This is a genomic window from Streptomyces chrestomyceticus JCM 4735, assembly GCF_003865135.1.
GTDB lineage: Bacteria > Actinomycetota > Actinomycetes > Streptomycetales > Streptomycetaceae > Streptomyces > Streptomyces chrestomyceticus.
Genome location: NZ_BHZC01000001.1, coordinates 175,636 through 188,992, shown reverse-complemented (window position 1 = coordinate 188,992; position 13,357 = coordinate 175,636). Strand labels below are relative to the sequence as shown.

The 13,357-nt window shown below is 70.8% G+C and carries 7 protein-coding genes; 2 read left to right on the top strand and 5 right to left on the bottom strand.

What is annotated here, in order from left to right; all coding sequences use genetic code 11:
- Positions 1-7: 7 nt before the first annotated feature.
- The 3 genes from EJG53_RS00905 to EJG53_RS00895 all read right to left on the bottom strand — a co-directional run bounded on the left by EJG53_RS00905 (position 8) and on the right by EJG53_RS00895 (position 7,038).
- On the bottom strand, positions 8-1,486 hold the full coding sequence (locus EJG53_RS00905; protein ID WP_125042981.1) for a sugar transferase: 1,479 nt from the start codon (positions 1,484-1,486) through the stop codon (positions 8-10).
- 930 nt (positions 1,487-2,416) lie between these two features.
- The gene (locus EJG53_RS00900) at positions 2,417-6,664 is read right to left on the bottom strand and encodes an nSTAND1 domain-containing NTPase (protein ID WP_167515005.1); all 4,248 of its coding nucleotides are present in this window, start codon (positions 6,662-6,664) and stop codon (positions 2,417-2,419) included.
- Between the two features lie 47 nt (positions 6,665-6,711).
- Positions 6,712-7,038 (bottom strand): CU044_2847 family protein, encoded by a 327-nt coding sequence (locus EJG53_RS00895; RefSeq protein WP_125042977.1) that lies wholly within the window; start codon positions 7,036-7,038, stop codon positions 6,712-6,714.
- Positions 7,039-7,444: 406 nt separating this feature from the next.
- Here EJG53_RS00895 and EJG53_RS00890 point away from each other — a divergent pair, with 406 nt between their 5' ends.
- Entirely contained in the window at positions 7,445-8,332 is an 888-nt protein-coding gene (locus EJG53_RS00890) for an alpha/beta fold hydrolase (protein WP_125042975.1), read from the top strand.
- Here the strand turns inward: EJG53_RS00890 and EJG53_RS43760 are convergent.
- A complete protein-coding gene (locus EJG53_RS43760) occupies positions 8,257-8,859 on the bottom strand; it encodes a nuclear transport factor 2 family protein (RefSeq protein WP_371858782.1) in 603 nt (200 codons plus the stop codon). The two genes, EJG53_RS00890 and EJG53_RS43760, sit on opposite strands and share 76 nt — an antisense overlap.
- A 111-nt stretch (positions 8,860-8,970) precedes the next feature.
- Here EJG53_RS43760 and EJG53_RS00880 point away from each other — a divergent pair, with 111 nt between their 5' ends.
- Positions 8,971-9,999 carry a S66 family peptidase gene (locus EJG53_RS00880; protein ID WP_125049084.1) on the top strand — a complete coding sequence of 343 codons (1,029 nt, stop codon included), beginning with the start codon at positions 8,971-8,973 and terminating at the stop codon, positions 9,997-9,999.
- Positions 10,000-10,025: 26 nt separating this feature from the next.
- On the opposite strand, the gene EJG53_RS43225 is transcribed toward EJG53_RS00880, so the two are convergent.
- Positions 10,026-13,334: a DEAD/DEAH box helicase gene (locus EJG53_RS43225; RefSeq protein ID WP_125042973.1), complete on the bottom strand. Its 3,309-nt coding sequence runs from the start codon at positions 13,332-13,334 to the stop codon at positions 10,026-10,028.
- Positions 13,335-13,357: the final 23 nt, after the last annotated feature.

Sequence of the window (13,357 nt, the reverse complement as noted above, 5' to 3'; positions counted from 1 at the left end):
CCGCGCATCAGTAGGCCCCCTGCCCGTACAGCACCGCCCGCAGCGTCTTCCACAAGATCACCGCGTCCAGGGCGAGCGACCAGTCCTCCACGTACCGCAGGTCGAGACGGACCGCCTCCTCCCACGGCAGGTCGCTGCGCCCGCTGATCTGCCACAGACCGGTGAGTCCGGGCTTGACCAGCAGCCGCCGCCGGATGTCCGGGCCGTACGCGGCGGACTCCTCCGGCAGCGGGGGCCGCGGACCGACGAGCGACATCGATCCGGTGAGCACGTTGAAGAGCTGCGGGAGCTCGTCGATCGAGTACCGGCGCAGCGCCGCCCCCACCCGGGTCACCCGGGGGTCCCGGCGGAGCTTGAACAGCAGCCCGGCGCCCTCGTTGCGGTGGATCAGCTCGGCACGTGCCGCGTCGGCCCCGGTGACCATGGTGCGGAACTTGAAGATGGTGAACTCGCGGCCGTCCTTGCCGACCCGGCGCTGGCGGTAGAACGCGCCGCCCCGGCTGTCCGCCAGCACGAGCAGCGCGACGCACAGCATCAGCGGCGCGAACAGCACCAGCAGGACCGCCGCGCCCAGCCGGTCGACGATCCCTTTGACGGCCCGCCGCCCTCCGCTGAAGGTCGGCATGCTGACCCGCAGCAGCGGAATCCCGAGCACGGCGTCGACGTGCAGCCGCGGGCCGGCCACCTCCATCAGCACGGGCGCCACGACCATCTCGGCGTCGCTGCCTTCGAGGTTCCACGCCAGCCGTTGCAGCCGGTCCGGTGACCAGTGCGGGTCCGCGGTGACCGCGACGACCCGGTAGCCGTCGCGGCGTACATGGTTGGCGACCTCCGACAGCGCTCCGACGACCGGCACTCCGTCCACGTGGTCACCGTCGAGCCCGAGACCGTCCGTCGTGCACACCGCGTCCACCCGCCACCCGAGGTGCGGGAACTTACGGGACCGGGTGATCAGGTCGCGTACGGTCTCCGGGCTCCCGGCGGCCAGCACCGGTCTCAGGCACCGCCCTTCCTTCCGCTGCCCGTGCAGCCACAGGCGCAGCAGGTACCGCACGGTCATGGTGATGAGCGCGAGCGCCGGGATCGCGACGAAGATCCAGAGCTTGATGTTGCGCGAGGTCAGGGCGATTCCGCCGAGCGCCAGCACGACGGCGGCGGTGAACAGTGAACGGCCGAGCCGGCGGAATTCCTCCGCCCCCTGGCCGAGCACGGCCGGGGCCCACGCCCGGCTCACCGCCAGCGCGCCCAGCACCAGCAGTTCGGTGCCGAAGGCGAGAATGCCCCACTTCTCGTGCCAGTTGGCCGCGTCCCGGGCCCCGAAGAAGATACCGATGGCCGCCACCACGAAGGCGGTGGCGACGGTGTCGCTGGTGATCACGGTACGCCGGTACCGCTGCTCCCAGTCGATCGCGGGCTGGCTGCTCGCCCCGTCCGCCAGACGCCCGCGCGCCGACGGAAACGGGTTGACTAATCCCCCCTGTTGCACAGATTCCCCCCGGTCGCCAGTGGCCCGGCGTGTTCGCCCAGCCCTGTTCCTCACCCCCGGGAGGCCCCCCGGCCCCCCGCGCCGCACTGTTCCTCCCCCACGGGGGACCCCCGTCCCCCGCGCACCGTCCCGGCCGCGTGAGCGCTGTGTGGACAACCCGCCCCGGGAGCTGCGGACGCGCAGGTCCGGGCAGACTTCCGGGGCACGTGGAAACCCGCCGGAACCCCGGGCGCTCCCCGCACCCGAGGCCCTTTCGGGCACCAAGAATTGATCACCACACGTCTGGCGCCGGGGACGTAAAGCTGGCTTTTTTGCAGCGCCGAAACAGAGATCACTCAGCGGTCGCTCCGGGCCTGAACGCCTGAAGCACGGTCAATCTAGAGCATCGGCGCCGATATGAAGAAGGGGATGTGTGTAATTTGTGCGCAAGCTGCGGAACTGGATCTACCAGATGGTGATCGCCGACGGTTTATCGATCATGAAGATATGCTGTGTGACCTGTGGGAAGGGCGAATTTCGGGGACGGCCGGCACCGGCGCTGAGAGGCGTCCCGGCGTTGGTACCTGAGCAGGGCCCAAGGCTTGCCGACGCCCCCGTCGGGGCTGCCGTGGCTGGAGGTCCGACGTCGGCCGGCCCCGGACGCTGCCGTGTGATCGTTGAAGTCCGGCCCTGTCGGAGCTCGGTGGCCTGGCGACAACGCCATCGGCGGGATGAGGACGATCACCGACGCGCATGAGGTGTTGGTGCACCGGACGTCCGCACGAGGGGACGCGGTCGCCTGGAACAGTGGCCCGTTCGTTCCGGGTTTCCGTCCGGAAATCGGCCCCCGGACCGATTCTCGTCTCCCTGATGGTTTCACGCGAAAGCGCCGGTCCGGTGTCGGCCTTCTTCGGCCCGGCCGCTCGGAAGAGATACGAATTCAGCCACACCTCAAGGGCAGATCCGCTGATACACCACTCCCTCGGGAACGTAGCGCCGCCATTCCTTTTCGGTCAGGGACCGGACTGCGATCGTGCAGGTTTCGGCTGTAAGGGTGGCGAAGTCGTGGAAGGCGCCGGTGTCCCACAGGCGTACGGTTCCGTCTTCGCCGCTGGTGGCGAGGGTGTTGCCGTCCGGGGCGAAGACGGCCGAGCACAGGGCACCGGTGTGGCCGGTGAACAGGGCCAGTTGCCGGTGGGTGCGGAGATCCCACAGGCGGGCTGTCCGGTCGTCGCCGGTGGTTGCCAGCGTCTTGCCGTCCGGGCTGACGAGGACGGACGAGACGATGCCCGTGTGGCCGCTGAGGGTGGTGAGTTGGCGGTGGGTCCGTACGTCCCACAGCCTGGCCGCGGCGTCCCGGCCGCTGCTGGCGAGGGTGTTGCCGTCCGGGGTGAACGCCACCGACTGCGCGATGCCGGTGTGGCCCGCCAACGTTGCCGTGAGGCGGCGTTGCCGTACGTCCCACAGCCGCAGCTTGCCGTCCCAGCCGGCCGTCGCCAGGGTGCTGCCGTCCGGACTGAAGGCCACGGAGCTGACTGTGCCGGTGGGCCCGTCGAGGGTGCCGAGGTGCTGATGGGTCCGCGCGTCCCACAGGTGTACGGACGAGGACTTGCGGCCACCGGTCACGAAAATCTTCCCGTCCGGGCTGAAAGCCATCCAGGTGACCATGATGGTGATGGGGAAGGACGCCAGTTGCCGATGGGCCCGCACACTCCACAGGCGGGTGGTGCTGTCGATGTAACTGGTGGTGGCGAGGGTGAGCCCGTCGGGACTGAAGAGGACGGACTGTACGGGCTTGCGGTGGCCGGCGAGGGTGGCGAGGAGCCGGTGGGTGCGTACGTCCCACAGCAGGACCGCCGGATCGTCGTTGCTGCTCGCGGCCACGTACCGGCCGTCCGGACTGAACCGCACCGCCTTCACCTCGCCGGTGTGCCCGGTCAGGCGGCCCACTCTGCGCCGCGTACGGGCGTCGTACAGGTGCACGGTCCCGTTGCGGTCACCGGTCGCGAACACCCTCCCGTCAGGGCTGTAGGCCGGGCTTCCCGAACCGCCCGGCCCGGCGAAGGTGGCGCGCGGCAGCCCGGCCCGCATGTCCCACAGCCGGACCGTGGCGTCCTCGGACCCGCTGGCCAGCGTCGCGCCGTCCGGGCTGAACGCGAGTGCGTTCACGTACCCGGTATGACTGTTCAGCACGGTCACGCCGGTGCGCGTGCGCATGTCCCACAGCCGTACGGAGCGGTCCTGGCCCCCGCTCGCCAGGAGTCGGCCGTCGGGGCTGAAGGCCAGGGCGAACACGGTGCCGCTGTGTCCGGTCAGTGTGGTCGGCGCGCGCTGCCCGCGCACGTCCCACAGGCGCGTCGTGGAGTCGCTCGCGCCCGTGGCCAGTGTGGTGCCGTCCGGGCTGAACGCCAGTGACACGACCATCCCCGTGTGGCCCTTCAACGTGGCGGTACGCCGCTTCTCCCGTACGTCCCAGAGCTGTACCTGGGCCTCGGCGCTCTCGTCGGCGCCGTGGCCCGTGACGGTGACGGCAAGGGTCCTGCCGTCAGGGCTGAACGCGAGGAGGGCGGGCTGGACGCCATCGTCGTCGCGGTACACCTGGAGTTCGTCGGTCTTCCGACGGGTACGGGCGTCCCAGAGCGACACCTTGCCCCGCTGCCCACCGATGGCGATCGTGTCTCCGTCCGGGCTGAAGACCGCCGGACTCCCCGAGGCCAGGACAGCGGTCTGCTGCCGCGTGCGGACGTCCCACAGGCGCACTTTCCAGCCACTGTGGCTCGTGAGGAGAGTCCTGCCGTCGGGGCTGAACGCCACCGTGTGCACCTGGCTGTTGCGATCACCGAGGACAGCCGGACGGCGGCGCCCCGCCGTGTCCCACAGACGGGCCGTGCCGTCGTTCCCGCTGCTCGCGAGCGTCTTGCCGTCCGGGCTGAAGGCGACCGACCGTACCTCTCCCGTGTGCCCGGAGAGCGTGGCGCGCAGGGGTGAGGAGACCAAGGCAAGGAGCTGGGCGCGGGTTTCCGCGGTGGGGGAGACGCGCTGAGCGGCCAGTGCCAGTCGAGCCGCCAGGGCCGGGTCGGTGTTGGCCTGCTGCCGGCTCTGCTCCGTCAGGCTCCGGGAGGCGGCCAGGGCCCGCTGCTCGCTGCTGCTGCGGGCGTTGAGGGCGGCCAGTCCGGCGGCGACTAGGACGAGCGCGGTGAGCACGGCGAAGCCCGTACGGACCAGACGTCGCCGATGGGCGAGATGCTGCTGGACCTGGGCACTGACCTCGAAGAACTCCCTCTCCTCGGCGGGAATCTCGGTGCCCCGCGCGCCGATCCACCGCCGCGCCTCCACGACCTGCTCCCGGCCCAGCACCAGTCCGCGCGGGCGGCCCTGCTCCTGCCAGGCACGCAGGGACCGGCGCAGCCCCTCCTGCCAACTGCGGAACTCCCGGTTCTGCTCGACCCAGCGGCGCAGCCGCGGCCACTGCTCCACCAGTGTCTGGTGCGCCAGTTCGGCGGTGTCCCGCCCGGTCGGGCGGCGCGTCACCACGACCAGCCGGGTACTGGCCAGCCGGTGGATCAACGCCCAGTCACCCGCGGAGAACTGGGTGCGGGCGGCGACCCGGCGGGTGTCCGGGCCGCGCTCCCCGGCGTCCAGCAGCTCGCCGGGACGTACGAGCTGGATGAAGATCCGCTCCAGTGCCTGCTGCTCGGCCGCGTCCGCCCAGTCCCACAGCCGGTGTTCCGCCTCTCCCGCCAGCGCCCCCTCCACACCGCCGAGTGCCTGGTACGCGGTGGTGGTCAGCCACCCGCGCTCCTGCCGCTCCCACAGGCGGCTCAAGGCGTACTCCAGCATCGGCAGCGCGGCCGGACCGGGCGGGGCGTCCCGCAGCAACTGCTCGACCAGACCGTCGGCGAACCGGACCCCCGCGTGCCCCTCCAGCGGACAGGTGATCACCTCCCGTAGCTGCGTCCGCATCATCGGCTGCACCACCATGGAGGTGGCGTCCCAGGCCGTACGCAGGTGGGGGAGCTGCTCGATCTGCCGGAGGAAGTCGATCCGGACGACGACCACGGCGTGGGCGGGTCGGCTGCCGTCCGCGCGGCGAGCCGTCAGGACCCCGAGCATGGCGTCCAGCCGGCGGGCGGTGCCGGGCGCGTCCGCGAGCAGTGTCTCGAACTGGTCGGCCACCAGCACCAGCCGACGCCGCCCGCCGTGGCCGGAAAGAGTCTGTTCCACGGCGGTACGGATGCCCTGCTCGTCGGTGAGCTGCCGGGCCAGCGCCGTCCAGCGGTCGTGCCAGCCCGCGTGCAGGGTGTCCGCGTCCCCCGCCGAGGCCAGGGCCCAGGCCAGCAGTTCCTCGGCGGTCAGGCGCAGCCCGTGAGGCAGGCGGGCGATCAGGTACCGGTCGCCGTCGAGGTACCCGAGCAGACCGGCGCCCACCAGCGAGGACTTGCCGACGCCGGAGGGGCCGAGCACCGGCAGGACGGGTACCTGGTGCTGTTCGAGGAGTTCGACCAACTGCTGCGTCTCGTTCGTACGGCCGTGGAAGACGGCGCGGTCGTGCTCGGTGAACGGCAGGAGCTCCCGGTACGGGCTGTCCGCCAGCAGCCTCCTGCGCAGTTGCGGCCACTCCCGCGTCAAGGACTCCACGGTCAGGGCGTAGCCGGTCCGGCGCCGCTGGTCCCCCTCGACGGCGACGACGACACCGATGACACCGCCGTACTCCTCGTCCCACACCGGAGCCCCGCTGAAGCCGCCCGCCAGCGGAAACGGCGCTTCATCGGCGCAGGTGAGCTGCCACCAGCCGGTGCCTTCGCGGCCCTCGACGGTGCCACGGGTCCAGATCCCGGCGTCCTTGCCGCCCCCTCGCCCCGGGTACTTCGGGAAGCCGAAAGCCCGCCAGCGGTGCCCGGCCAGGTCCTCCGCCTCCACGATCCGCAGGGGCGCCGCACCCGCCGGGGGCTCGCCGCTCAGTTGGAGGACGGCCACGTCGCCGGTGTTGTCACCGGCCACCGGAACGCTGAAGTGGACGGCGGCCGTGACCTCGGGGCGCCCGGGCAGCAGCGGGAAGTCGAGGGTGACCGGAAGCCGGTCCGGCAGCGGTTCGTCGTCCGGGAGGTCCGCGGTGGAGGCGACGACGTGCGCGCACGTGAGCAGCAGGCGGTCGGGGATCAGGAACGCCACCCCGACCGGGCGACCGTCCTGAAGCACCCGGGCGGTCCCGCGCTCCCACCCGGCCCCCGACTCGCCCGCCGGCCTCACCTGCCGCCCTCGGGGCGGCTCCACTCCAGTTCCAGCTTGATGTGCGCGTCCCCGGTCCCCTTCGCCACGACCAGACCCGCCTGCGCCGTCACCCGCAGCCCGAACTCCGCACGGACGTGATCGGGGCTGCGCGGCAGATCCGCCAGCCGCTCCAGCATCGCCGCGGCCACCCGCTGCACCCGGGCCATGCCCGACTCGAACGTATCGGCGGACATCTCGAAGAGCTCGTCGCCGCGCCGCGCCCGGACCACGCCGGAACCCTGCTCCTCGGACAACTCGACGACGAAGACTTCACCGTCCTCGAAGGGGACACTCAGGTACACTCGGCAACCTCTCCGCTGCTCGTCAAGTCACGCGTGGATCATGGATGTTGAGCCGATCTTCCCGGCCTGCCATGGTAGCTGCGATCTCCGGCCGCGGACCTTTTCCGTAGGGCCTGAGTCGGGTGACTCGCGTACGGGTGGACGATGTTGACGGCGGCTGCGGTCGGTACGGGCGGAGCGCTTGCGGGTCAGGTGGTGGCCCCCCGCTCCGGCGCCCTGACCCCCTGCACCATCTCCGCCGGAATGCCCATCGGCCCGGATGATGTTGGACGCAGTGGCGCCGGCGACGTGAGCGACCGGGGCGCCACGGAGAGGGCCCAGCGACCGCTGAGCGCCTCCGGTGCAGACCGTCGCCCCACGCCCGACCCCGGGGTCTTGCCGCCCCATTCCGATGGAGGAGTCACCCGTGAACAAGATCGAGCAGACCGTCGAGATCCCCCACCTCGGCGGATCCCGAGTCGGTTACACCTTCGCCAGGCCGTACGACCCCGCGCTCCCGACACTGGTCCTGATCAACTCGTACACCACCTCGGCCGAGCTGTACCGGCCGCAGTTCGCCGATCCGGCGCTAGGCTCCGCCGTCAACCTGCTGGCCCTGGAGCCGTACGGGCACGGCCGCACGAGGGCCTCGTACCGGCACTTCACCTACTGGGACAGCGCGGTCGCGAACCTGCAGGCCCTCGCGGCCCTCGGAATCCGCGAGGCCTTCGTGCTGGGAACCTCGCAGGGCGGCTGGGTGGCCGTCCGCATGGCGCTGCTCGCCCCGGACACCGTGAAGGGGTTGATCACACTCGGCACGTCGATGGACTCCGAGAGCGAGCGCAGCCGCGAGCTGGGGTGCTGGGACGGGATCGGGTTCAACACACCGCTCATCGATGACCTCGCCGAGCCGGTCGGCGACGACTGGGTGGTGCCGGACGATGTCGTGGACGGCGTGTTCACCACGGCCATGGGCGGCCTGCCGGCCGAGGAACGCGCCTTCTGGCTCGCCGCCTACCGCGCCAACTACGCCGGTGACGCCGGGCGCCGCCGCCTGCGGCTGAGCACGGTCAACCTGCGGGACCGCGACGGACTCCACGGCAGGCTGGACGACGTCCACTGCCCCGTCCTGTGGCTGCACGGCACCGCGGACCAGGTGTACTCCGTGGCGAACGCCCAGGAGGAGATCCGGATGTTCACCCGCTCCCCGGAGGCGCGCCTGGAGATCATCGAGGGCGGTCAGCACTTCCTGAGCGCCTCGCACCCCGCCGAGGTCGACTCCGCAGCCGTCGACTTCGTGAAGCGCTGGGCCTGAGCGCCCTGACGCCCACGCGTTCCGCCATCCGGAGCCGGGTGCCGCGATGCCACGGCACACCCGTCATCAGGAGCCGGATGGCGGAGGGGCTGAACGAGTGTTCGGTGCAGTCCCTCGGCGTTCCGCGAAGCCGCGCCCGTGTCTGGGGAGCCGCTGAGGCCGCAGCGGGAGACGGCAATCGACGTAGGACTGCACCACCTGCTCCAGGGCTTCACCCTGCGCGCGTGAGTGGCTCGTGCGGGAAGGCCGAGGTGATTGACGCGACCGGCGAACTTCCACCGGCCTGCGACCCGGACGTAGCGATCGTTGTACGTGACGTGGGCGCGGGCGCAACTGCCGTCGGTCTTCATGATCTCGACCAGGCAGTTGACCCTGCCCTCACCGTGGTCGCCCTCGATGCTGGTGATCAGGTGGTTGAACATCATGTGGACGACGTGCGTGGAGTTGGCCATGAGGCTGTCGCGGAAGAAGGCGCGGATCGCCTCGCGGCCTTCGAACAAGCCGAAGCCGCCTTCGGTCTCGTCCAGGATGCCGTCCCCCGCCCAACAGTTGACGGACTCGTCGAGCTGTCAGCCCGCCGTCCTGCCGTTGCGGAAGTCAGTAGTGTGTGGCCGTGGCACCGTGCCAGAATCCGGCGCATGTCGGTTCGATACCCACGACCCCTGCGTCCCGGTGACCGCGTCGGCGTCACGTCCCCTTCGAGCGGAGTCGGGAAAGAGCTGCGTGCGCGCCTCGACGTGGCCGTCCGCGACGTGGAGGCCCGGGGATACGAGGTCGTGGTCGGCCGTTGCATGGACGGAGCCGGTCATCTCAGCGCCCCGGCGGCCGACCGCGCCGGTGAGTTGATGGCGATGCTGACGGATCCCGGCATCGGAGCGGTGGTGCCGCCCTGGGGCGGGGAGACGGCGATCGACCTGCTGCCCCTGCTCGACTGGGGCCGGCTGCGGGACGCCGAGCCGACCTGGCTCGTCGGGTTCTCCGACATGTCGACCATCATGACGCCGCTCACCCTCCTCACGGGAACAGCGACCGTGCACGGCAACAACCTGATGGACACGCCGTACCGGGTTCCCGAGGGACTCCTGTCCTGGCTCGACATCGTCGCCGCTCCGCAGGGGCACCGGTTCACGCAGATCCCGCCCGGCCGCTACCGCTCCACCGGCTGGGACAACTTCCACGCCCATCCTGAGGTACGCGAGTACACGCTCGACACACCCGGCAGGTGGACCAGGCTGGACGCCGACGGAGACGTGGAGGCCGAAGGACGCCTGATCGGGGGGTGCATCGAAACGCTCTGCAACCTCACGGGAACCGCCTACCTCGACGTGTCCGCCTTCGCACGGGCCGAGTCCCCGCAGGGGCTCCTCGTCTATGTCGAAGCGGCCGGCGACGACGCCTTCACCATCTGCCGGAACCTGCACGGGATGCGGCTGGCCGGCTTCTTCGACGCGGCGAACGCGATCCTCGTCGGCCGCACCTCGGCATCTGACAGCAACTCACTCACACAGCACGAAGCCGTTCTCGACGCACTCGGCCCCCTGAACGTACCGGTCATCGCCGATGTCGAGTGCGGACATGTACCGCCGTACCTGCCCATCGTCAACGGAGCACGCGGCCGGGTCGTCCACACCGCGACACGCAGCGAACTGACCCAGACACTGGACTGACCGGCCTCCGAGCCGGCTGTGCGGACTCACCCCTGCCAGGTGTGCGCCGGGAGCGCATCGGCCAGCGTGGCGAAGAAACGCTGGTCGCGCCAGGCGTCGCGGTCACCGATGACGAACAGGCGACGCTTGGCGCGGCTGACGGCGACGTTGAGGAGGTTGGGGCGTGCGGCTGCCCAGCTTCGCGCACCGGGCCGGCGCGGATCACTGCCCAGCACCACGATCACCACATCGGCCTCCTTGCCCTGAGTGGTGTGAATGGTGCCGACGCGCCCTTCCGGCAGCAGCCCGCGGCAGGCCCGCTGAGCGCCGTCGACCACGGCCCGGAAGGGACTGATGACGTACACGTCCTCCGCGAGATCGACACCCTCGTCGCGAAGCTTCTCCACGACGGCGCGCAGCGCACGGCCCTCTTCGGCGATCCAGTGCCCGTCCGCCTCGCTCGCACTCACATGCACCCAGCAACTGCGGGGCCGGTAGCGGTAGTCGCCGCGCTCCGGAGTGCCGTAGACCATGAGGTTGTCGTAGGCGATGGCGTTGCTGACGGTGAACATCGGGTCGTCGCAGCGCCGGTGGACGCGCAGCGGGCTGCCCACCCACACCTCCTGCTGCCCGTCGGGGAGTTCGGCAGGCAGCCAGGTGCCGTAGCGGTTGGTACGGTCGGCGAGCTGCTGGACCGAGGTACGGCTGGGCGCCCACTGTTCGTCCACGCCGAACTCCCGGCCCAGAGTCCGCTGCGCGGTCCACGGCAGGACCACCACAGGTTCGAGCTGGAGCGGGTCGCCGACAACCACGGTGCGTGCGGCGCGCCACATGCCGCCGACAGCCATCTGCCCCGTCGCCTGACCGGCTTCGTCGATGAACAGCCAGCCCAGGGACTCCTGGCCCAGACGCCCGAAGACACGGTCCAACGACGCGAAGGTGGTCGACACGACGGGAACGAGCAGGAACAGGCTCTGCCAGGCAGCCCGCAGCGCCTCTTGCGCCACGGTCTTGGGTACGGCGCCGGCCACCGCGTCCATGGCGGCCATCAAATTCGCGTACATGGTGCGTGCCGTACACCGCAGGAACGCCTCGTGCAGGCCGAGCGCGGCCAGGAGCACTTCGCTCCGGGCCCGGCTGATCTCTTCGTCGCCCCACGGGGCAGCCAGTTCCCGCGTCGTGTCTTCCGACAGCCACGCCTGCTCCGGCACATGAGGGCCCCACGCTTCCCGGGCCCGGTCGACCACGTTCTGTTGCGCGGCCAACTCGGTGTTCGCGATCTCTCGTGCCTGCCGACGCGCCCTGTGCTCGGCAGCAGTCCGGGCAACGGCTTCGTGCGCCTCGTCGCACGCGGTCTGCGCGGAGACACAGGCACCCTGCGCTTCTTCCACGCGAGCCGCCAGTTCCTGGTCCCTTCGGTGCCAGTCCCGCCCGGCCCGCCCCAGCGTGCACAGACTCACCAGGAAGCCCGGCCGTCGCTCGAAGTGCCTGTCCCGGGCCTTCTCCGCCTGCTCCAACTGCGCCTGCACCCGCACCAGGGCTCCGACCGCCGCGGGGAGCGCCTGCCGACAGCGATCCTCCTGCTCGGCTGCTTCCCTGATCGCCTGCCGCGCCTGCGCCACACCGGATCGAAGTTCAGGAAGCCGCGCCAGGGCGTCCGCAGCCGCCGCCCGGTCGGCCCGCAGCCGCTCCACCTCGCCGAGCGACGCTTGGAAGCGCTCCTTGGCCTGCCGCCACACCCCGCTCTGCGGCGTGCTCATCCACTCCCGGAACAGTTGGGACAGGCCCTGCTCACTGTCGATCCAGGCATCACGCCGACGCGGCGCCTTGCCTGCCGGGGGCGGTGGCGCACCCAAGTCTGTGATCTTGTACTTGCCGTGCCAGAGCCGGTTGATGAACTCCATACGGTTCTTCTTGTTGCCCAGCCGGGCCGCGACCGCACCCCACGCAGGCGTCCCCTTCAGCAGCCGGGTCGCCTGCTCGGCGAAGTAGTCCGCCTCCTCGCGCCACGGTGCGCCGAGCGCGGTACGGGCGGGAATCTCCGTGGAAATGTTCTCCACCGCCCCGTTGTTGGCGGAGGCGACCACCATCTCGAAGCCGGTGAACTCCGCCCGCAGCGGCGTGACGGTGCGGGTGTAGTCGCCGCTCTTCCAGGTGTACGGCTTGTGGTCGGCGAAAGCCTGGGACGGCAGGCGGAGCTGTGCCAGCCTGCGGGCGCGGTCCACGATCACCGCGCTGAAACAGTCCCGCAGCATCGTGGTCTTGCCGGTACCGGGCGGCCCGTTCACGGCGAACAGCCCGCTGGACGTGCCGAGTTGCGACCAGAGACTGTTCACGGCGAACTGCTGGCTCAGCGCGAGCGGATGCGCCGGCTCCGTCGGCCACCGGCCCTCCGGGGTGGAGAAGGGCGCCACGGCGTCGAGCGCCGCCTGCGGCTGGCGACGCAGATCGACTCTCCAAGCGGTGTTCACATCCTGCGACGGGGTGAGGTAGGAGGCCAGCGCCGTGCCGGGCGCGTTCGTGCGCAGGGCTCCCGCGACCAGCCCCAGATCGGCGGCGATGAAACTGTTCAGGAAATCCTGCTGGTCGGCTTCGGCCGTCTGCCGGACGCGCACCGCTGTACTGCGTACGCGCACCTCGCCGGGTGCCAAGGTCTGCTCAAGCCCCCAGGCCGCGGTCAGGTCGTGGACGAAGCCGAGCAGGTCCTTCGCCGTGAGACGGTGCGATCCCATCTTGGCATCGGCGTCGGCATCGCCATCAGCACCGGGATCGGCATCACTGTCCGGCCCGTCCGCAAGGTTCTCGTCTTCAAGGTTCCCGTCCGCGAGGTTCCCGTTCTCAAGGCCCTCACCCACGAGGCTCTCGCCCACGGGCACGCCGCCCAGGTCAGCGGCCCGGGCGAGCCAGTCGGCCGCCTCGTCGTCGAAACCGTCCAACCAGCCCTTCCGCCCCGGCCCTGGGTTCAGCGCCCGTCCGGTGGCCCAGGCGCACGTGGACAGGACGGGGGAGTCCAGCACCAGACGTCCCTCATCGGTGACGGTCAAGGCGAACAGGGCACTCTCGCCGTCCATCCGCCCGTCGTGGTCCTCCTCGCTCTCACCGAACACGGCGAGCAGCGTGTCGCGCACGGCCCGCAGCCGGTACGCACCGCCGTACACCACGTGCTGCCACGCGTAACCAGGATTCAGCGGCACCGACCGCAGCGGATGCCCCTCCTCCCAGGGCAGCGGGCCGTCCGCGGTCACCGAGTGGACCCGGTCCCGTACGGAGACGGCCGGCACCTTCTGCGGACTGAACAGCTCCACCGCCCGCCAGTACTCGATGATCCCGGTATGCCGTTGCCGCGGCTCCGTCACGCTGCCCCCACCCCACCCGTTGC